16 protein-coding genes and 1 tRNA gene are annotated in these 21,659 nt (G+C 52.0%); 8 read left to right on the top strand and 9 right to left on the bottom strand.

Translation table 11 applies throughout. The annotated features are described in order from the left end of the window. The first annotated feature begins 9 nt into the window (after positions 1-9). Together KGP21_RS19275 and KGP21_RS19270 are read left to right on the top strand one after the other, a co-directional pair. Positions 10-564 (top strand): hypothetical protein, encoded by a 555-nt coding sequence (locus KGP21_RS19275; RefSeq protein ID WP_223498110.1) that lies wholly within the window; start codon positions 10-12, stop codon positions 562-564. Between the two features lie 150 nt (positions 565-714). Then, entirely contained in the window at positions 715-1,413 is a 699-nt protein-coding gene (locus KGP21_RS19270; RefSeq protein ID WP_179247770.1) for a DUF1120 domain-containing protein, read from the top strand. A gap of 64 nt (positions 1,414-1,477) precedes the next feature. Here the strand turns inward: KGP21_RS19270 and KGP21_RS19265 are convergent, their stop codons facing one another. The 5 genes from KGP21_RS19265 to ubiG all read right to left on the bottom strand — a co-directional run bounded on the left by KGP21_RS19265 (position 1,478) and on the right by ubiG (position 6,938). After that, positions 1,478-1,624 (bottom strand): hypothetical protein, encoded by a 147-nt coding sequence (locus KGP21_RS19265; protein ID WP_021805962.1) that lies wholly within the window; start codon positions 1,622-1,624, stop codon positions 1,478-1,480. 404 nt (positions 1,625-2,028) lie between these two features. Next, positions 2,029-2,289 (bottom strand): class I ribonucleotide reductase maintenance protein YfaE, encoded by a 261-nt coding sequence (gene yfaE / locus KGP21_RS19260; protein ID WP_021805960.1) that lies wholly within the window; start codon positions 2,287-2,289, stop codon positions 2,029-2,031. Beyond that, positions 2,290-3,420 carry a class Ia ribonucleoside-diphosphate reductase subunit beta gene (nrdB, locus tag KGP21_RS19255; protein WP_021805959.1) on the bottom strand — a complete coding sequence of 377 codons (1,131 nt, stop codon included), beginning with the start codon at positions 3,418-3,420 and terminating at the stop codon, positions 2,290-2,292. 71 nt (positions 3,421-3,491) lie between these two features. Continuing rightward, positions 3,492-5,780: a class 1a ribonucleoside-diphosphate reductase subunit alpha gene (gene nrdA / locus KGP21_RS19250; RefSeq protein ID WP_021178494.1), complete on the bottom strand. Its 2,289-nt coding sequence runs from the start codon at positions 5,778-5,780 to the stop codon at positions 3,492-3,494. 432 nt (positions 5,781-6,212) lie between these two features. After that, positions 6,213-6,938 (bottom strand): bifunctional 2-polyprenyl-6-hydroxyphenol methylase/3-demethylubiquinol 3-O-methyltransferase UbiG, encoded by a 726-nt coding sequence (gene ubiG, locus KGP21_RS19245; RefSeq protein ID WP_021178493.1) that lies wholly within the window; start codon positions 6,936-6,938, stop codon positions 6,213-6,215. Between the two features lie 237 nt (positions 6,939-7,175). Here ubiG and gyrA point away from each other — a divergent pair, with 237 nt between their 5' ends. Both gyrA and rcsC read left to right on the top strand, forming a co-directional pair. Further along, entirely contained in the window at positions 7,176-9,827 is a 2,652-nt protein-coding gene (gene gyrA / locus KGP21_RS19240) for a DNA topoisomerase (ATP-hydrolyzing) subunit A (RefSeq protein WP_115158186.1), read from the top strand. Positions 9,828-9,998: 171 nt separating this feature from the next. Next, positions 9,999-12,872 (top strand): two-component system sensor histidine kinase RcsC, encoded by a 2,874-nt coding sequence (gene rcsC, locus KGP21_RS19235; RefSeq protein ID WP_223536042.1) that lies wholly within the window; start codon positions 9,999-10,001, stop codon positions 12,870-12,872. A gap of 81 nt (positions 12,873-12,953) precedes the next feature. Here rcsC and rcsB read toward each other — a convergent pair whose 3' ends face one another. Genes rcsB through KGP21_RS19220 form a run of 3 tightly spaced genes read right to left on the bottom strand, consistent with a single transcriptional unit; the run spans position 12,954 to position 17,472 of the window. Next, positions 12,954-13,604: a response regulator transcription factor RcsB gene (rcsB, locus tag KGP21_RS19230; RefSeq protein WP_021178490.1), complete on the bottom strand. Its 651-nt coding sequence runs from the start codon at positions 13,602-13,604 to the stop codon at positions 12,954-12,956. Then, positions 13,597-16,299: a phosphotransferase RcsD gene (gene rcsD, locus KGP21_RS19225; RefSeq protein WP_223538539.1), complete on the bottom strand. Its 2,703-nt coding sequence runs from the start codon at positions 16,297-16,299 to the stop codon at positions 13,597-13,599. Before rcsD ends, rcsB begins: the two co-directional genes overlap by 8 nt. 21 nt (positions 16,300-16,320) lie before the next feature. Further along, the gene (locus KGP21_RS19220; RefSeq protein ID WP_037375510.1) at positions 16,321-17,472 is read right to left on the bottom strand and encodes an MFS transporter; all 1,152 of its coding nucleotides are present in this window, start codon (positions 17,470-17,472) and stop codon (positions 16,321-16,323) included. Positions 17,473-18,310: 838 nt separating this feature from the next. Here KGP21_RS19220 and ompC point away from each other — a divergent pair. The 4 genes from ompC (at position 18,311) to KGP21_RS19200 (ending at position 20,652) form a co-directional block, all read left to right on the top strand. After that, on the top strand, positions 18,311-19,426 hold the full coding sequence (gene ompC, locus KGP21_RS19215; RefSeq protein WP_223536040.1) for a porin OmpC: 1,116 nt from the start codon (positions 18,311-18,313) through the stop codon (positions 19,424-19,426). Between the two features lie 154 nt (positions 19,427-19,580). Continuing rightward, positions 19,581-19,997, top strand: a complete 417-nt coding sequence (locus KGP21_RS19210; protein ID WP_021805953.1) for a VOC family protein — start codon at positions 19,581-19,583, stop codon at positions 19,995-19,997. Positions 19,998-20,076: 79 nt separating this feature from the next. Further along, positions 20,077-20,406 carry an osmotically-inducible lipoprotein OsmE gene (gene osmE / locus KGP21_RS19205; RefSeq protein WP_021805952.1) on the top strand — a complete coding sequence of 110 codons (330 nt, stop codon included), beginning with the start codon at positions 20,077-20,079 and terminating at the stop codon, positions 20,404-20,406. A 158-nt stretch (positions 20,407-20,564) separates the two neighbouring features. After that, positions 20,565-20,652 (top strand) — tRNA-Ser (locus KGP21_RS19200). Between the two features lie 109 nt (positions 20,653-20,761). Here KGP21_RS19200 and KGP21_RS19195 read toward each other — a convergent pair. Then, positions 20,762-21,637, bottom strand: coding sequence for a LysR family transcriptional regulator (locus tag KGP21_RS19195; protein WP_223536038.1), 876 nt, complete (start codon positions 21,635-21,637; stop codon positions 20,762-20,764). Between the last annotated feature and the right edge of the window lie 22 nt (positions 21,638-21,659).

Below are 21,659 nucleotides of genomic sequence, written 5' to 3'. Positions count from 1 at the left end.
GGTGGGCGTGTGAAACAGAAGGTTATCACATTAATCCGGGGATTGAGCCTCATCACTGTGCTGTGGCTTGTCACTCCAGACGCTATGGCACAGAACTGTCAGGTGGTGGTATCACGCCCCGAGATCCAGCTGGGCAAACAGATCCATGTTGCCAATGCAGGAACGTTGTTTACCCAGCAAGAGATGACTGTCGCCGCTGAGTGTGTGGGGACGGGGCCGATCACGTTGCTGATTGATGGCACGCCGGATGAGGGGGGGCAACACTTTCGCTTTGGCACTGCGGGCAGAATGACACTGTCGCTGCTGGCTGCGCAGTATGACGGTAGTGACACAGGGCTGAGGCTGAGTTCTGCGCTGCAGGGGGAAAGGCAGCTATCGTCGGGTTCATCGGTACTGCTGTCTCCTGGCAGCCAGCTGACCACGCTCGCAGCAGGGGCCGTCGAGAAGGAGACTCATTTGCTGATAGTGCAACTGCGCCTGGATTTTCCCGCCGCAGGGGATGAGGGCCGGATCCGCGATCTGACGGAGATGAGCGGCCAAGTGAGGTTTGAAGCGCGGCAATAGTCGATATCGCCTGAGGCTGCTGACAAACCCCAATGGGTTCACAGCGGAGGGGCACTGCATGCTGTGCCGGTATTGCCTCTGTTTTTGTTATGGAAGAAGTATCCAGTCTAGGGATGGTTAATGTTAGTTAATCTGAAAAATGGTACTTAAATGAATATGTTTAAAATTACAGTTCTGACCCTTGCCATCGCTACTTCTGCGAGTTCTTTGACTGCGATGGCGGCGGAAACAGCTCAAATTACGGTGAAGGGGGCGGTATTTCCTTCTGCGTGTGCCATCTCTGTTGATGGTTCTGTTGACTTCGGTAATTTGAAAAAAAACGAGCTGCAAGAACAAACTAAAAATCAAAATGCCTATCAATTAGGCTACAAGCCTGTTGGTTTTAATATTCAATGTAAATCGGCAGCCAAAGTGGCACTATCTGCACAGGCGGACACCCCTGTTTCTGGCACCCCCACGATGGGCGTTGTTAGCTACCTCAGTGATACCGACAAAGCCCTGCGTGCTGAACCCGGGCAGCTTGCATCCCTAGGGGCGCTTGAGGGTGAAGACATCGGCTATTTTACCGTGATGCTGGCAAGTGCCACCCTGGATAGCAAAGATGCCGAGCTTATCTCCTCCAAAAATGGCGGCAGTAGCTGGAGCGCGGTTTCTGGCACCGCCGAGCATTTGATGTATCAGGATGGATCCGGGTTCCATGGTTGGGGGAAAGACAACGCACCACAGGAAGCCACTAATATCTCTGGTGTTATAACGGTCTCTGCGGCACTTAACGTTAAAGTCGTGGAGGAGCTGAAAGACGTTGTCAACTTTAACACTAACACCACTCTAAGCCTGCACTACCTGTAAACCCTAGGAGTATTGTCTGGCGGTTGTCTGCCAGACAATGAGCCCACCATAGCTTGCGTTTACGTTAAGCATCGGTAGTGTCCTGGTGCTGGATTTGCTGAGTCGTTGGCTGAATGGCGGCCAGGTTTGCGGCAGAAGCGGTGGGCTGGGAATGGTCGACATTACCGCAGAGAAACTTGTTGATGGCGATGATATATCCCTTATGGATCATAATAATATAAGGGGTATTCGCTGTGGGATTGTGTTGTTACACTCTTTGCGGGTGCTTGAGACTTTTCGTCTTGGGCATTGTGTGGCAAGGCGGAAAGTTGAAAGCCCCAAACTGACGTTAACTCAGAATGGGGCAACCAATAACGCCTAGACACCGTTATGGTAGCCCCTTCACAGCAAGGAGGCAAGCCATGTATAAAAAACATGCGCTCTACGCGTTACTAACTGTATGCATTACGGTTTTGGTATTGATACCCGTCGCCTTTCAAGCTGCAGCGTTGTTGGCTGCAGGTGCTCACCCCAGTCACTTACTAAACGTAAGCTCCTGGGGATTCACACCTTTGCCGCCTAGCTGCAACTTGAAATTCTTAGGGTATCCCAGTGTTTGAAGATTATTTTGCGTGGTTAAATTTCTAATTCGATATCCATGGCGGGCATGCAGCAGCAGGGCAGGATCTCGCCGTGATTGATAAATGCCAACGGCTGCTGGTGGTAAGCGACCTCACCCTTCAGTAATTTCACTCGGCAGGCACCGCAATAGCCGGAGCGGCATTGGTATTCCACTTCTACCTCATGCAGTTCCAGCACGTCGAGCAGGCACTTCTCACCTTCGGGGCAGGAGAGCTGCGTACCGGTGGCACGCAGCGTGATGGTTGGTGCCGCCACTTACAGCTCGAAATCACTCAGGTCGTCGGCGTTGACTTCAGAGTCAATCTGGCCGACCAGGTAAGAGCTGACTTCAACTTCCTGCGGAGCCACCTGCACGTTATCCGACACCAGCCAGGCGTTGATCCACGGGATTGGGTTGGAGCGGGTAGGGAACGGTGAACCCAGGCCGACGGCCTGCATGCGGATATTGGTAATGTATTCCACATACTGGCACAGGATGTCTTTGTTCAGGCCAATCATGGAGCCGTCACGGAACAGATATTCGGCCCACTCTTTCTCTTGCTGTGCCGCCAGGACGAACAGGTCATAACACTCTTGCTGGCATTCCACGGCGATTTCGGCCATCTCTGGGTCATCGGCGCCTGAGCGCATCAGGTTCAGGATATGTTGCGTACCGGTCAGGTGCAGGGCTTCGTCGCGGGCGATCAGCTTGATGATTTTGGCGTTGCCTTCCATCAGCTCACGCTCGGCGAAAGCAAACGAACAGGCGAAGCTAACGTAGAAACGAATGGCCTCTAGTGCGTTGACGCTCATCAGGCACAGATACAGCTGCTTTTTGATGGCGCGCAGGTTAACGGTCACCGTTTTACCATTGACCTGATGCGTGCCTTCACCCAGTAGATGATAGTAACTGGTCATTTCGATCAGATCGTCGTAGTAGCCGGAGATATCTTTTGCCCGCTTGAGGATCTCCTCGTTGGTGACGATATCGTCAAACACCACCGACGGATCGTTAACGATGTTACGAATGATATGGGTGTAGGAACGCGAGTGAATGGTCTCTGAGAATGACCAGGTTTCGACCCAGGTTTCCAGCTCCGGAATGGAGATCAGCGGCAGAAATGCCACGTTAGGGCTACGGCCCTGAATGGAGTCCAGCAGCGTCTGATACTTCAGGTTGCTGATGAAGATGTGCTTCTCGTGTTCCGGCAGCGCTTGATAGTCGATACGATCGCGCGCGACGTCAACCTCTTCCGGACGCCAGAAGAAGGAGAGCTGCTTTTCGATCAGCTTTTCGAAGATTTCATGTTTTTGCTGGTCGAAACGCGCCACGTTGACCGACTGGCCGAAGAACATCGGCTCAAGCAACTGGTTGTTTTTGTTTTGAGAAAAAGTAGTGTAAGCCATGAGCTTGGATCCATTAGTGCCGAGCTGAAAATTAAAGGGGCCGGAAGAGTTCCGGCCCGCTGTGTCAAACGTTAGATCTTGCAGGCGCCGCCTTCACAGTCGTCATCGCCGCCCTGAGCAGGCTGCATGTCTTCCTGGATATCATCTGCACCGTCGCGGGTGTTCTGATAATACAGCGTTTTGACACCAAACTTGTAGGTGGTGAGCAGATCTTTCAACAGCTGCTTCATCGGCACCTTGCCACCCGGGAAACGGGTTGGGTCATAGTTGGTGTTCGCCGAGATCGACTGATCGATAAATTTCTGCATCAGGCCAACCAGTTGCAGGTAACCGTCGTTATTCGGTAATTCCCACAGCAGTTCGTAGTCATTTTTCAGACGCTCATACTCAGGAACGACCTGGCGCAGAATACCGTCTTTGGACGCTTTGATACTGATGTGGCCGCGTGGTGGCTCAATGCCGTTGGTGGCATTGGAGATCTGCGACGAGGTTTCCGACGGCATCAAGGCAGACAGCGTTGAGTTGCGCAGACCGGTCTCTTTGATCTCTTTACGCAGGGTTTCCCAGTCGTAATGCAGCGGTTCGCTACAGATCGCGTCTAAATCTTTCTTGTAAGTATCGATTGGCAAGATGCCTTGCGCATAGGTGGTTTCATTGAACCACGGGCAAGCCCCTTGCTCCTGAGCCAGACGGTTCGAGGCTTTCAGCAGGTAGTACTGGATCGCTTCGAAGGTTCTGTGGGTCAGGTTGTTGGCGCTGCCGTCGGAATAACGTACGCCGTTCTTCGCCAGGTAATAGGCGAAGTTGATCACACCGATACCCAGAGTACGGCGGCCCATCGCGCCACGGTGAGCGGCTTTGATAGGGTAATCCTGATAATCCAGCAGGGCGTCGAGCGCACGCACGGCTAGCGTAGCCAGCTCTTCCAGATCGTCCAGGCTCTCAATCGCACCCAGGTTGAAGGCTGACAGCGTACACAGTGCGATTTCACCGTTTTCGTCGTTAACGTCATCCAGCGGTTTGGTCGGCAAAGCGATTTCCAGACACAGGTTTGACTGGCGTACCGGGGCGATCTGCGGATCGAACGGGCTGTGGGTGTTGCAGTGGTCGACGTTCTGGATGTAGATACGGCCAGTAGAAGCACGTTCCTGCATCATCAGTGAGAACAGCTCTACCGCTCTCACGCGCTGCTGGCGAATGCTACTGTCTTTCTCATACAGGGTGTACAGACGTTCGAACTCGTCCTGATCGGCGAAGAACGCGTCGTACAGCCCTGGGACGTCAGACGGGCTGAACAGGGTGATGTCTTCATTCTTGATCAGGCGCTGATACATCAGGCGGTTGAGCTGTACGCCGTAGTCCATGTGACGGACGCGGTTGCCTTCAACCCCACGGTTGTTTTTCAGCACCAGCAGGCTTTCCACTTCCAGATGCCACATTGGGTAGAACAGCGTTGCTGCACCACCACGCACACCGCCCTGAGAGCAGGATTTTACTGCGGTCTGGAAGTGCTTGTAGAACGGGATACAGCCGGTGTGGAAGGCTTCACCGCCACGAATTGGGCTACCCAAGGCACGGATACGGCCAGCATTGATACCGATACCGGCACGCTGTGAAACGTATTTCACAATGGCGCTGGAGGTGGCGTTAATGGAATCCAGGCTGTCACCACACTCGATCAGCACGCAAGAGCTGAATTGGCGGGTTGGGGTGCGCACGCCAGACATGATCGGCGTAGGCAGTGAAATCTTGAAGGTGGAGATCGCGTCATAGAAACGTTTTACGTAGTCCAGACGAGTGGCGCGCGGGTAGTTGGAGAACAGGCACGCGGCAACCAGGATATACAGGAACTGGGCGCTCTCGTAAATCTCGCCGCTAACGCGGTTCTGCACCAGATATTTCCCTTCCAACTGCTTCACGGCAGCGTAGGAGAAGTTCATATCACGCCAGTGATCGATAAAGGAGTCCATCTGCTCGAACTCTTCAGTGGTGTAGTCTTCCAGCAGATGTTTATCGTATTTGCCCATCTCCACCATGCGTGCGACGTGGTCGAGCAGCTTCGGTGGTTCAAACTGGCCGTAAGCTTTTTTACGCAGATGGAAGATGGCGAGGCGAGCGGCCAGATACTGATAGTCCGGTGCGTCACGGGAGATCAGATCGGCTGCGGCCTTGATGATGGTTTCATGAATATCGGCGGTTTTGATGCCGTCATAAAACTGAATATGTGAACGTAACTCTACTTGAGAGACCGAGACGTTGTTTAAACCTTCCGCGGCCCAGTCGATGACTCGGTGGATTTTGTCGAGGTTGATGCGCTCTTTACTGCCATCGCGTTTAGTTACAAGTAGGCTTTGGTTCATTTTTACCTGTCCGTGAGATTCCCCTAAGCAGAAAGTGTAGTCGCTCTGCTCAGTATGTAAACACTATATATAGGGGGTGTATGTCGGTGAGGTAACAAGATAGTGATAAAACGGTGGGTTTGCAAGTGAACAAAACCTGCCGATCTTGTGGATAACTTGGGGGTGAAATGTTACCAATTGTTCCTAGTGCGCGCCCTATCTGGGGTGGCAAGGTTGTCAATAAGCACGATGAGATTTTGCTGATTTTGTGAAAACCCCGATCGTTTGCCGCTTTATTAAACGTTAGAAAAAAACCGCATATTGATCTGCTTTTATATTCTTAAAAATGGTTTAGATCGGCTTTTTTGATCGAGAACGGATAAATAGGTATTTATCTTATACGCTTAGTTGCACCGGCGGCGGAAACATCGCCCCCGGTACGTTTCGGCAGTTTCAACCCTGGTGCTGGGTATGCACCATGTAGTTCACATCAACGTTGCGGCCCAGCTTGAAATGGTCGGTGATCGGGTTGTAATGCAGGCCGATGATATGTTTTTCACGCAGCTCGGTGCCGTCGACCCAACCGATCAGTTCAGAAGGGCGGATGAACTTCTTATGATCATGGGTGCCCTGTGGCACCATCTTGAGCACGTATTCAGCGCCGATGACCGCCATCAGCCAGGCTTTGGTATTGCGGTTGATGGTGGAGAAAAACACATGGCCGCCTGGTTTGACCAGGTGTGCACAGGCGCGCACGACGGAGGCCGGGTCAGGGACGTGCTCGAGCATCTCCATACAGGTGACGATGTCATACTGTTGTGGATGAGCTTGCGCATGGCTTTCTACCGTTTCTTGCACGTAGGTCACCTGCATACCGCTTTCCAGCGCATGCAGTCGCGCCACCTGGAGTGGTTCTGCCCCCATATCCAGCCCGGTCACTAACGCACCTTCACGTGCCATGCTCTCTGCCAGAATGCCGCCGCCGCAGCCAACGTCGAGCACTTGTTTGTCAAAAATGCCTCCTGCGCGCTGCATGATATAATTCAGACGCAGCGGATTGATCCGATGCAGCGGCTTGAACTCACCTTCCAGATCCCACCAGCGCGAGGCGACAGCTTCAAATTTGGCGATTTCCTGGTGATCAACGTTAGGCGCGTGACGGGATGATTCAGCATTCATGGGCGTTATTAGCTCCTGGTTCTCTTATGATGCAGATTATACATGTTCCGGCACGCTTGGCGCAGCGCTGTTGTTATCGAGGCAAGTGTTATCGAGGTAATTTTCGCCCGCAGGGCAGCACATTTCAGCGAAACAGCGCCGGTAATTTCCCCGTAAAGCGCGCTTTGTGATATAGTTTTACACCTTTGGCACTACGCCAAGGCAGATGAATCATTCAGTATGAGGGATAGCAGCTCCATGAGCGACCTTGCCAGAGAAATCACACCGGTAAATATCGAAGAAGAGCTGAAAAGCTCGTATCTGGATTACGCGATGTCGGTTATTGTCGGCCGTGCGTTGCCAGATGTTCGTGATGGACTGAAGCCGGTGCACCGCCGCGTTCTGTACGCGATGAATGTACTGGGTAACGACTGGAATAAACCCTACAAGAAATCGGCCCGTGTCGTTGGGGACGTGATCGGTAAGTATCACCCGCATGGTGACAGCGCGGTGTATGACACGATCGTCCGTATGGCCCAACCGTTTTCGTTGCGTTACATGTTGGTGGACGGCCAGGGTAACTTCGGTTCTGTGGACGGCGACTCCGCCGCAGCAATGCGTTATACCGAAGTGCGCATGTCGAAAATCGCCCACGAACTGCTGGCGGATCTGGAAAAAGAGACCGTCGACTTCGTGCCAAACTATGACGGTACCGAGCAGATCCCGGCCGTTATGCCAACCAAGATCCCGAACCTGCTGGTCAACGGCTCGTCCGGTATCGCCGTGGGCATGGCGACCAACATTCCGCCGCATAACCTGTCTGAAGTTATTAATGGCTGTCTGGCCTATATCGAGGATGAAAACATCAGCATTGAAGGGCTGATGGAACACATCCCAGGCCCGGACTTCCCGACGGCGGCGATCATCAATGGCCGTCGTGGTATTGAAGAAGCCTACCGTACCGGCCGTGGCAAAGTGTATCTCCGCGCCCGTGCCGAGGTAGAGGCGGACGCTAAAACCGGCCGCGAAACCATCATCGTGCATGAAATTCCTTATCAGGTGAACAAAGCGCGCCTGATCGAGAAAATTGCCGAGTTGGTGAAAGAGAAACGCGTTGAAGGCATCAGCGCGCTGCGTGACGAGTCTGATAAAGACGGCATGCGCATCGTGATTGAAGTCAAACGTGACGCCGTGGGTGAAGTGGTGCTGAATAACCTGTATTCGCTGACTCAGCTACAGGTCACCTTCGGTATCAACATGGTGGCACTGCATCAGGGCCAGCCAAAGTTGCTGAACCTGAAAGATATTCTGCGTGCATTTGTGCGCCACCGCCGTGAAGTGGTGACCCGCCGTACCATTTTCGAACTGCGTAAAGCCCGCGATCGCGCCCATATCCTGGAAGCGTTAGCCATTGCCTTGGCCAACATCGACCCGATTATCGAACTGATCCGCCGCGCGCCGACTCCGGCAGAAGCGAAGATTGCGTTAATCGCGCAGCCTTGGGATCTGGGTAACGTCGGGGCGATGCTGGAACGTGCCGGTGACAACGCTGCACGCCCAGAGTGGCTGGAGCCAGAGTTTGGCATCCGTGACGGCAAATATTACCTGACCGAGCAACAGGCTCAGGCGATCCTGGATCTGCGCTTGCAGAAACTGACCGGCCTGGAGCACGAGAAGCTGCTGGACGAGTATAAAGAGCTGCTGAACCTCATCGCTGAGCTGATCTTTATTCTGGAAAACCCAGACCGCTTGATGGAAGTGATCCGTGAAGAACTGGTGGCCATGCGCGATCAGTTTGGCGACGCACGCCGTACCGAAATTACCGCCAACACGTCTGATATCAACATCGAAGACCTGATCAACCAGGAAGATGTGGTCGTGACATTGTCGCATCAGGGCTACGTGAAGTATCAGCCTCTGACCGACTATGAAGCGCAGCGTCGCGGTGGTAAAGGCAAGTCAGCCGCCCGTATCAAAGAAGAAGACTTTATCGATCGTCTGCTGGTGGCCAACACCCACGACACGATCCTGTGCTTCTCCAGCCGTGGTCGCCTGTACTGGATGAAGGTGTATCAACTGCCTGAAGCCAGCCGTGGTGCTCGTGGCCGGCCGATCGTCAACCTGTTGCCGCTGGAAGCCAACGAACGTATCACCGCCATTCTACCGGTACGTGAATACGAAGAAGGCCGCCATGTATTCATGGCTACTGCTAGCGGTACCGTGAAGAAAACCGCATTAACCGAGTTCAGCCGCCCGCGCAGCGCAGGCATCATCGCCGTTAACCTCAACGAGGGTGACGAGCTGATTGGTGTTGACCTGACCGACGGCAGCAACGAAGTGATGCTGTTCTCCGCCAACGGTAAAGTGGTCCGCTTCCCAGAAGGGCAGGTTCGTTCAATGGGCCGTACCGCTACCGGCGTTCGCGGTATCAACCTCGGTGAAGGCGATCGCGTAGTTTCGCTGATTATTCCTCGTGGTGAAGGCGATATCCTGACCGTGACGCAGAACGGCTACGGCAAGCGTACCGCGGTAACGGAATACCCGACCAAATCGCGCGCGACCCAAGGGGTTATCTCCATTAAGGTCAGCGAGCGTAATGGTCAGGTTGTTGGGGCTGTACAGGTAGAAACTACCGATCAAATCATGATGATCACCGATGCAGGCACGCTGGTGCGTACCCGTGTCGCGGAAGTCAGCGTGGTTGGCCGTAACACCCAGGGTGTCACCCTGATCCGTACTGCGGAAGACGAGAACGTTGTCGGCCTGCAGCGCGTTGCTGAACCGGTTGAAGATGAAGAGCTTGATAGCCTTGAACCGGGCGCAGAAGAAGCGGAAGAAGATACCACACCACTCGATGAGGGTGATGAGGATACCGGCGCCGTAGACGATATGGATGACGAGAACGCCTAAATAGCACGGCCTTGGCCGTCTAATCTGGGTGGTTCAAAAAGGGCTTGGCAGCGATGCTAGGCCCTTTTTCAGTTGTATGGTTTAATTGCTGCAATCACTTGTCGATGCTGCACGGGATCGTTGTTTTGCTATGATTATGCTCGTCACCCCTTACACTGGCATGGTACCTGCTTGAAATACTTAGCCTCTTTCCGTACCACGTTAAAAATTTCCCGCTATCTGTTTCGGGTACTGGCGTTCATGCTGTGGTCGCTGGGTGCACTGCTGACCACGTTTTATATCCTGGATATCGTGCATGAAAAAGAATCCGATATCAGGCAGGAATATAATCTCAACTTTGACCAGGCTCAGGGCTACATTCGCCACTCGGCGGATATCATCCGCGACATCAAATACATGGCGGAAAACCGCCTCAACGGCACGGTAGGGAGCCTCGAGCTGTTCACCGGCATGATGAATGGCAAAGACAGCCAACCGGAGATGAAGCCGCTGTACCCGGAATCCAACTGCGCGCTGAACTCCAACTACCGTGACTCGATCACCTCGTTAAACAGTCTGATCCAATACTGGAAAGAAAACTTTGTCGCGGCCTATGATCTGAACCGGGTGTTTTTTATCGGCAGTGACAGCCTGTGCATGACCGAATTCGGTAGCAGTAACGGCATCACCGATCGGCAAAACGTGCTCAAGGCGCTGCATGAGCGCATCCTTAAATACCGTAACGCCGCCAACAGCGCGGAGAAAGACAATAACCTTTACTGGATCAGCCCCAGCCAGCAGCGGCCTGATGTAGGTTACCTGTATGTAATGACGCCGGTCTATGTCGGCAACAAACTGGAAGCGCTGCTGGGGATTGAACAGACGATCCGCCTGGAAGACTTTGTCACCACCAGCAACTTGCCGGTAGGGGTTAATCTGCTGGATGAGAACAACGAATCGGTGCTGCGACTGGCCAATGGCGATCGCTATGCCTCTTCGCTCAATGTTTATCCGCAGGAACACACCTATTTTGGCTATGTAGACAGTTACCAGGATCTGATCATGAAGAAGGCGCTGCCGCCTTCGTCGCTCAGCATCGTGTATTCATTGCCGGTGAAGAGCGTGGTGGAGCGTTTCAAGGTACTGATCCTCAATGCGGTGCTGCTTAACCTGCTGTCGGCCGTGGTGTTGTTCAGCCTGGCGTGGTTGTTCGAGCGCAAGATGTTTCTGCCAGCGGAAGAGAATGCCTTCCGGTTGGAGGAGCATGAACAGTTCAACCGCAAAATCGTGGCTTCGGCACCGGTGGGTATCTGCATTCTGCGCATCAGTGATGGTACCAACATCCTGAGTAATGAACTGGCGCATAACTATATCAACCTGTTGACCAACGAGGATCGGGATCGCATTACACGCATTATCTGCGAACAGCAGGTCAACTTTGTAGATGTGATGACCAGTAATAACAACAATCTGCAAATCAGCTTTGTGCACTCCCGTTATCGCAATGAGGACGTGGCTATCTGCGTGCTGGTTGACGTTAGTGCCCGCGTCAAAATGGAAGAGTCGCTGCAGGAAATGGCCGCGGCAGCGGAGCAGGCCAGCCAGTCCAAATCGATGTTCCTGGCCACCGTCAGCCATGAGCTGCGCACGCCGCTGTACGGGATTATCGGCAACCTGGATCTGCTGCAGACCAAGGCGTTGCCGCAAGGGGTCGACCGTCTGGTCAATGCGATGAACAACTCCTCGGGGCTGTTGCTGAAGATCATCAGCGACATCCTGGACTTCTCCAAGATTGAATCCGAGCAGTTGAAGATAGAACCCCGTGAGTTTTCTTGCCTGGAAGTGATTACCCACATTGCGGGCAACTACTTGCCGCTGGTGGTGAAAAAGCGGCTCGGTTTGTACTGTTTTATTGAACAAGGTGTGCCTGAACGTATCAATGGCGATCCCGTGCGTTTGCAACAGGTCTTGTCTAACCTATTGAATAACGCCATCAAGTTTACCGACACCGGCTGTATTATGCTGCAGGTCTGCACCCGTGACAGCTATCTGGAGTTCAGCGTTCGCGATACCGGCGTCGGTATTCCAGAAAAAGAGGTCCTGCGCCTGTTTGATCCCTTCTTCCAGGTTGGCAGCGGGGTACAGCGCCATTTCCAGGGCACTGGGCTTGGGCTGGCGATTTGTGAAAAACTGATCAACCTGATGGACGGTGATATCGCGGTGGAGTCCGAGCCTGGTCTCGGCAGCCTGTTTACCATTCGCATTCCGTTGTTTGGAGCGCAGTTTCCGACGCCGCAGGCCAGCGATACCTGGCAGGGCAAAAACCTGTGGCTGCAAATTCGTAATCAGCGGTTGGAAAGCTATCTGCAGGCGATCCTTGGCGGCTTCGGTGCCACGGTATTACGTTATGAGGGGCAGCAAACCGCAGCAGGGGACGTTCTGCTCAGCGATTATCCTTTGCAGGTGGATACCCCGCTGTTGGCACAGATTGAATTCTCCATTGCGCACATCGGACCGTCATTGGAAACGCACCCGGGTTACTGGCTGCATAGTACCTCTACGCCACGGGATGCTATCCTGCTGTTGAACCGGTTGTTTGGTGTGGTTACCGAAAACGATAAGGCGTTGGTACAACTGCCGTTATCGGTTAAGGCCAATAATGCCGATAACGGGGATATTCGCCTGCTGGTGGTAGACGATCACCCGATCAACCGGCGCTTGCTGTCCGATCAGCTGTCATCGTTGGGCTATCAGGTGATTACCGCCAATGATGGTGTCGATGCGCTCAGCGTACTGGAACGCAATGCGGTGGATATCGTATTGACTGACGTCAATATGCCGAATATGGATGGCTATGAATTGACACGTTGCCTGCGTAAGTCGAATTTCACTGCCCCGGTGATTGGCGTAACGGCTAATGCGCTGGCAGAAGAGAAACAGCGCTGTCTTGAGGCCGGGATGGATAACTGCCTGTCGAAACCGGTCACGCTGGAGACGCTGGAGCAGTCGCTGGGCTATTACAGTCAACGGGTACGGCGGCTTAGGGCTGAATCGGAAACGGCATAAACACTAAAGGGCGACTAAGAGCGCCCTTTAAATTGATAACCATGCTGGTTCAGGGGCGCCGCATGCTGCACCCGTTGAACTTTAGTCTTTATCCAACTGCGTCATACTGACGGAGGAGAGATAGTTAAGCAGTGCGATATCGTTATCAACACCCAGCTTCATCATGGCTGATTTCTTCTGGCTACTGATCGTCTTGATGCTGCGGTTCAGTTTTTTGGCGATTTCGGTCACCAGGAAACCTTCGGCGAACAGACGCAACACTTCGCTTTCTTTCGGAGAGAGGCGTTTGTCACCGTAACCGCTGGCACTGATTTTCTCCAACAGCTTCGAGACGCTCTCTGGCGTGAATTTCTTGCCTTTCTGCAATGCGGCCAGCGCTTTTGGCAAATCGGTAGGCGCCCCCTGTTTCAGGACGATGCCTTCGATGTCCAGATCTAACACCGCGCTGAGAATGGCCGGATTGTTGTTCATGGTCAGAACGATGATCGACAATTGCGGATAGTGGCGTTTGATATATTTTATCAGCGTAATGCCGTCGCCATATTTGTCACCCGGCATCGAAAGATCGGTGATCAGGACGTTGGCGTCCAGCTTGGACAGATTGTTGATCAGTGCTGTAGAGTCCTCGAACTCCCCAACGACATTCACCCACTCAATTTGCTCAAGTGACTTCCGGATGCCAAACAGTACGATAGGATGGTCATCGGCAATAATTACGTTCAGGTTATTCATGTTGTTGGCTACCTTGCTGCAGCAGTCTACTGACGAAAAAATCAATCTGACTGATGTTATTCTCGATCTTGAGCGCATCACCGTCCGCGATGTGCTGTTCTAACGATTCACACAGAAGCTTTCCGGGAAGCAGATTTAACATGGCAAACACGCCCTTCAGGCGGTGTGCGGTTTGAGACAGCGCTGCAAAATCACCGCTGCCCGCCTCAGTATACAGTTTTTTGATATCGTCGGGTACTGTATCAATAAACAAACCATAGTAATCACTTGATCTCAATTGTTTTTCATACACTTGGGCGCTTTCTGCCAGGGATCCTACAGGGTTTTCTTCCTGCTCTTGTGCCGCCATCTGGTGTTCTATCAAGATCAGAACCGCGTCGATCATGGCATTGTGCAGGTTATAGTTGACGCGGATATAGCCTTTATCAAGCTGTTGCCAGCCTGCTTCATCGCTGGTTAGCAGCAACGTATAGTCGTCGGCCTGCTGCGGGTTATCGGTCAGTAAAACATCATATTCCCGGCTGTTTTGGTGCTCCTCGGCCACGATGCAGTTGGCCCCATATCCCGCCAGTAGCTGAGTTACGATCCGGCGGATCTCGTCGGAGGTGATATCCAGCAGCGCCGTTACCCCATCGAGTAATTTCTCCGTCGCCTGTTCCTCTGTTTTCTCCTGCTCCATAGTGACACGAATGGTATAGCGGGTACCGATATCGATTTTGCTGTGGATATCCAACTGGCCATTGAGTTTTTTGCACAGCTGATTACACAGGAAAAACGTCAGCCCAGAGCCGTGATCGAAGCGATCGACCAGCGTTTGGCTGAGGAACGGGTAGGTCAGATTGCTGATTTCCTCATTGGAAATGCCGGTGCCGGTGTCGTTGATATGAAATACCAGGTGTTCAGGGCGATCGACTTCCTGTTCCACTACCAGGGTGATCTTGCCGTAGGCGGTAGTGATGATGGCGTAGCGCAGCAGCAATGAAAGGATTTTGCGCAGTGCGCCAGCATCGCCAATGTACTGTTGGTTGACGTCCAGATTAACGTGATTGAACAGCGCCAGCCCTTTCTGGTTGATGGCTGGCAGCACGTCCAGCAGCAGTTCATCCAGCAGTACAGTGGGGTTGAAAGGTTGACGAACCGGCTGCCAATCCTGTGTCTCCAGCCTGGTGAGCAGGGTGATATTATCGATCAGATCCAATACCGATGCCGAAGCCAGGTTGAGTTGTTTAAGCAATGTCTGTTGCTGTTCGGCGTCTGATGGTTGGCACAGGCTTGCGGCCAGTTCGTGCATTTGCCGCACCGGCTGATTCAGCTCGATCCCCAGGTTGTGTAGCATCAACTTACGGGCCTGAACGTTTTTATCGTATTCGCGGCGGGCCTGTTGCAGCCGTTTGTTCACCATCACCTCTTTATCCTGATCGTTGAGCAGGAACAGATAGGTTTCCGCCGTGCGTTGGCTGCGGAAGATGCGGATCTCATAGACTTCGTTGTTGACCGTCGCCTGGATCACGCCATGATGCTGCTCCGCCATATGGGCAATTTTGGACAGGCTGAGGTGTGGCATCAGGTGCTCAGCGATCTTGTTGCTGGTGATCACGCTGTTATCGGCAAAGTCATAGACCAGCAGCCCGCAAGGCAGGCTGGCAACAATTTCCTGGTTGAGCGAGCGTTGGAGATCCAGCTCGGCGGCGATATTTTCGCTGGGGCGGATGTATTGCTGGCGGAGGAAATAAATGCCCACCATCGATAGCGTCAGCAACAGCAGATTGACCGCCAGTAGCCAGATGTTATTGCGCAGCAGGTCAATGGCCAGATTGAAAGCTGAAACGCGGTAAATCAGCTGCAGCGGCGAGTTGGGTAATGAAACACTGAACTCAACCCAACTGCCTTTCAGGGCGGCCTGGGCGTTGATTGCCGTTTCGCTTGGCACCATGCTGTCGTCGATCTCTGCATTATCGGGCAGCAGCAGGAAGTTGGAGCGGGCCATATTAAGCGGGATGATATCGTTAATCGGCAGGTCGAAGGCGATCACCGTGGCCAAATGCCCCGGCTGGTTAAAGGTGGTGCGGATAGAAAACGAGTAGGCGTTCTGGAAGCGCTGTTTACGCAGGCCGGAAAAACTCTCGCGTTCGTCCAGCATATTGGCCTGTTGCAGCATTTCGGTGCGGCGGTCTGACACCGACGTAGTCAGGTAGTTTTCTTTCAATCGCGAAGTCAGGTCTTTCAGCGATTGGGTCGTCACCAGGCTCAGGCTGTTATCTTGCCCGTTGAGAAAATACATCGCATAGTTTTCGGTCTCGGTTCCCCAGCGGTTATCCAGGAAGTCAGAGATATTGGCAACCGTAGCCAGCGTGGCGTTGTCATGGTTGCCAAAAATGACCGCATCGGTTTTGCTGCGTCGCTTCTCAACATAATATACATCCGGACGCAGTCGGGTTTCCTGCAGGTTGGTCTCAACAGCAAGCGACGCGGTATTACCAAATTTGTCGTAGATTTGCTCGGTCAGAGAGCGGTAGCTGTCGATACGTTTTTGCAGCATGTTGGCGATGGTGTTGACGGCATGTTTTTTCTCCGTCAGATAGGCGTTGGTATAATTATAGCTGTACAACCCAATTGCCATGGCCAGCAGCACGACAAACAGCCAGAAGCTGCGGGTGATGTAGCGGGAGTTGATGGTCAGTTGTCTATCTTGCAACATGGCTACGCATTCCTGAAATTAGCGAGTGACCGCTTTGGCGCTGGCAGTGACGATTAGCAGCAACGCAGCGACACAGGCCAGGGCAAACGTCAGGCTGGAGACCTGGGCGATTAGCCCGATCACTGCCGGGCCGGCCAGAATACCGGCATAGCCCACCGTGGTGACCGAAGCGATGGCCAGGTTGGCAGGCATGACGCGTTGGTTCCCCGCTGCGCTAAACAGAATAGGGACCACATTGGATGCCCCGACGCCAACCAGCATAAAACCAATCAAAGAGGCTATGGCGCTGTCTATCGTAATCGCCAACGCCAGGCCGATGGCCGCACACAAGCTACCCAGCAACAGTACCTGATATCTGCCCATGGCATTCACTACGCGATCGCCATTCAGCCTGCCGATCGTCATGGCAATGGAGAACAAAGCGTAACCCAAGCCAGCCTGGTTATGATCCATCCCGCGCATGGTGGTCAGGTACAGCGCGCTCCAGTCGAGCATTGAGCCTTCCGCCAGGAACATGATGAAGCACAGTAGGCCAATGAACATCACCCAGCCTCGTGGCAGAACGAACATCGGGCCTTCTTTATCTCCGCCGCTTTCACGCAGCAGGTTTTTACTGGCAATCAGCAGCAGAGCCAGAATGGCGACGACGGCGATCAGAGTGGCTTGTAGCGGACCGAGCCCCAACCATAATAGGGCGCTGACTCCACCCGCACCGGCTATCCCGCCAATGCTGAAGAAACCGTGAAAGCCGGACATCATGGCTCGATTGCTGGCGCGTTCGACCACCACGGCCTGAATGTTCATGGCCACGTCAATCATACCAATCGCTGCACCGAACAGCAGTAAGGCTAATGCCATCCCCAAGGTGGAGTCCATCAGCACCAGCAGCGGCAAATCGATGCATAGGGCGATACCCGCCAGCAGGATCACGCGGCGGCAGCCAAATTTGCCGGTCAAAAGCCCAGTCAACGGCATTGCCATGATCGAGCCAACTCCGATGCACAGCAGCAGCAGGCCTAATGAGCCGTCATCTATATTGATACGCGTTTTGGCAAAAGGTACCAGCGGTGCCCAGGTGGCCATTGCCAGTCCGGCGATAAAAAAGGCCAGGCGGGTGGCATTCTGCTCGGGCACACCGGGCTTAATTTGTTCGTTGCAAGTGACTGTCATGTCGGTATCGGGATCGGCTCTGGATAGTGGCTTAAATGAACCCCTGTTTTTATCACAATCTGTGATCGGGGTCGAAAGGATTCGCGTTAACCGTGTAACCCATCAGGGGGGCAGGAGCGATGTAAGATCACTCGCGGATGAGGGAGAAATAGTTTCTCAAGGTAACAAATCTATTATCTAGGGAATTGAAGCAGGATTCATTGCTATTTTGTATGTGATTGTTGTCTATTTAAACGATGAGCGGCGACAAATTATTCGTTGGTTAATTATTGGCGGTCTTTTAGGGGTGTTTTAGCTATTAGTGCGGTAATTGATCATGTTTATGATATCTCTCTGTGATTAAATTTGTGCATAAAATGCTTTATTGGCACGATTTTATCGCTGATTTTTGGGTATAAAAAAACCGGCCAGAGGCCGGTTGTAACTACAAAAATTATCATACGGATAATGAAGGTAATAATGAAAATAATGATGATAGCGGGATGATTATAGCGTCAGGAATGGCAACGATTTTTGGCACAACGTGCTTATTGTTGGATACTTTTGTACTGTTATCTTTATTTTTATAAAGTTTTGTATATGTAATTGATTTATATGTGTTATTTTATTTTTTATCTTTCAGTGCTTTATTTGTCTTGTCGGTAATGTTTTGTGAAAGTTCGCCAGTATTTACATTTTGAAACCTTTAAATATAGGTATGAAACACCATTGGATACTTGGTATCATTTTCTTTCTGGATTAATATAGCCCTTGTTACCAGAATGGTGATTCACAGTCGCGCTAATAATGCTCAGAAGAGCAGTGGCCGTAGCTCGACATAATTAAGAGGATAATAACGATGAAACTTCGAGTACTCTCCCTGATCGTCCCAGCTCTGTTGATGGCAGGCACAGCAGGTGCAGCAGAAATCTACAACAAAGACGGCAATAAACTGGATTTGTTCGGTAAAATCGATGGTCTTCACTATTTTTCCGACAACGATAAAACCGACGGCGATCAGTCTTACATGCGTTTTGGCCTGCGTGGCGAAACTCAGATCAACGATCAGCTGACCGGTTATGGTGAGTGGGAATATCAGGTTCAGTTGAACAAAACTGAAGACGAAAATGACTCCTTCACCCGTGTGGGCTTCGCTGGTCTGAAATTCGGCGATTACGGCTCATTGGATTACGGCCGTAACTACGGTGTGATGTATGACATCGGCGCATGGACCGACGTGTTGCCTGAGTTTGGTGGCGATACCTATGGCGCGGACAACTTCCTGTTCCAACGCACCAGCGGTGTTGTGACTTATCGTAACAACAACTTCTTCGGTCTGGTTGATGGTCTGAACTTTGCTCTGCAGTATCAGGGTAAAAACGGCAACGGTGAAGAAAGCAACAATGGCCGTGATGTCCTGAACCAGAACGGTGACGGCTACGGTATGTCCGTATCCTACGATCTGGGCTATGGCATCAGTGCTGCCGGTGCGTTCTTCAACTCTGACCGTACCAACGATCAGAACGGTGGCCCTAACGGCACCTCTTCCATTCTGGGTCGTGGTGACAAAGCCGAAGGCTATAGCGGCGGCCTGAAATACGACGCCAACAACATCTATCTGGCAGCGATGTATACCCAGTCTTACAATGCTACCCGTTTCGGCAACAGCAATAGCTCTCTGTACGGTTACGCGAACAAGGCACAGAACTTTGAAGTGGTTGCACAGTACCAGTTCGACTTCGGCCTGCGTCCTTCCGTGGCGTACCTGCAGTCTAAAGGCAAGGACATTGGCGGCGGTTACGGCGACCAGGATCTGCTGAAATATGTTGATGTGGGTGCGACCTACTACTTCAACAAAAACATGTCCACCTACGTTGACTACAAAATCAACCTGCTGGACGACAACACATTTACCGACAAAGCCGGTATCAATACCGACAACGTGGTTGCTGTAGGCCTGGTTTACCAGTTCTAAGCAATACTGTGAATGTGACCACGCGGCCTTCGGGCCGCGTTTTTTTTGCCCATTAGCCAGCCGCACAGATTGATCTTCACGCGGCACTGATTGCTATTCTGTTGAGTCTGTAACTGCCTACCCTGTTTGTAAATTGATAAATCAGGAGGTTGGTATGGAACTTAAGATTGAGCGTGTGATTGAGACGGTGCTGTATGTTAACGATATCGAACGTGCCGCAGCCTTCTATCAGCAGGTGTTGCAACTGCCCGCGATGGTCGCGAACGATCGTTTCCGGGCCTATAACATCTCCGATCAAAGCGTGTTGCTGCTGTTTGTTGCCGGAGATTCGCTGAACGGTGCTCAGTATCCGGGAGGCTATATTCCCCCTCATGACGGCAGCGGCCCACAACATCTTGGTTTGGCCGTGAGCAAGGCCCAGTTACCCCTGTGGGAGCAGCAGTTGGCCGAACACGGTGTTGAGATAGAAGGGCGTATGCGTTGGGAGCAGGGCGCGGAGAGCATTTATTTCCGCGATCCGGATGGCCACCTGTTGGAACTGGTGACGCCGGGTATCTGGGCCAACTATTAACAGCGGCAACGCATTATTGGCATAAAAGCCTTTTAGCTTCTACACTTACATAACAATAAGCATGCTAAGGAGATAAGCTATGACAATGAAACTGGTTTTGGCCGGATGTACTGCGGCGCTATTTACCGTACTGACTGGGTGTACCACTTACGACAGGGCCGCGAGCTATGTGAACGAGCCTGTGGTAAGCGATGTAAAAGTCGGGATGACTAAACAGCAAGTGCGCGCAATTGCCGGGCCACCATCAACCTCAGCCAGCCTGATCCATGCGCAGGGGACCTGTGATACTTATGCCGTGGCACCACGGGACGGCAAAGCACAGACCTATTTTGTCAGCTTCAACGACACGGGCCACGTGATGAACAAGGGATATCAGAGTTGTTCAGAGTACGATACCCAACCTAAATAACTGCCTGCTTATTGTCCGAAAAGAGCCTCGCTGATGCGGGGCTCTGGTTTTTTTAAGCGCAATTGGTCTGAAATTTAAGCGAACGAGCGTTTTGACGCATTTTTTTACGTCAAAACGATAGACATTTCATAACGGTACCGTTAATATCTGCGCCCATTGGAAGGATGGCCGAGTGGTTTAAGGCAACGGTCTTGAAAACCGTCGAGTGTAACAGCTCCCAGAGTTCGAATCTCTGTCCTTCCGCCAAATACAGACCCCAAGCTCGTAAGAGCTTGGGGTTTTTCGTTTTCAGATGGCCTTCAGGTCTTTACTTTCCAGGCGCTTGCACCACTTCGCCAGGTGATTTTCCGCGTGTTCACATTGCCATCAGGATCTCGGTAAAATCGTCAGAGATAGACGATGTCATGGGCTCGTCACGTTTAATAATATAAAAGCATGCGCTGATATTGATATCTTCAGCAGATTTTTTCTTGAGGTTCAGCTGTGGGCTGTAATGCTCCACAACACGATCGCTTAAAAGCGCGAGATAACCCTGTTGTTTCACTAGACACCAGGTGGCGAGGAAAGAGTCAGTTTCCACGACATTACCCTGCTGCGTGCACGGGAAAGAGGAGTCTTGCATTGCTAAACGGCCTGCAGTACAGGAATGTGGAACTACCCACTTTGTTTCTTCCAGCGGCAGCTCATCAGAGGAGTGATTGTTCCCTTGATAAAGCGAAAACGTCTCACATTTGAAGTCCTGCGTTACCAGATCGACACAGTTAATCCCCTCGCTGAGGTTGCAGACCACCAGATCCAATTCGTTATTTCTCAACTTGGCAATCAACTCTTCGGAGCAATCCTCAATCACGGTAATGCGGGTGTGTGGATAACGCTGATTAAAGATCTCAAGTGCCTCGGGGAGATAGCATAGCAGTGGGTAGGTGCTCATGCCTAAGCGCAAGAATTTCTCTCCGGTTTCTTTCAGTCCACGGAATTCATAAATGGTATTTCTTAACTCATTGGTGATAGCGTCAATGTGTTGAAAAAATGCTTCACCTACCGCAGTGAGCCGGACACCGCGGTTGCTGCGTTCCAAAAGACGCGAGCCAATATTTTCTTCAAGTTCTTTAATAATACGGCTGAGTGTCGGTTGTGAAATAGCCAGTTTTTTTGATGTTTCATGTAAGCTACCGCAGTAAATAATTTCTTTAAAAGTAGTCAGATGAGATAATTTCGGCATACTTTTCATAATCAGTCTCTTCATTCATATT

It is taken from the genome of Serratia sp. JSRIV004, from assembly GCF_019968705.1.
GTDB classification, from domain to species: Bacteria; Pseudomonadota; Gammaproteobacteria; order Enterobacterales; family Enterobacteriaceae; genus Chania; species Chania fonticola_B.
This window is presented reverse-complemented; position numbering and strand designations above follow the sequence as displayed.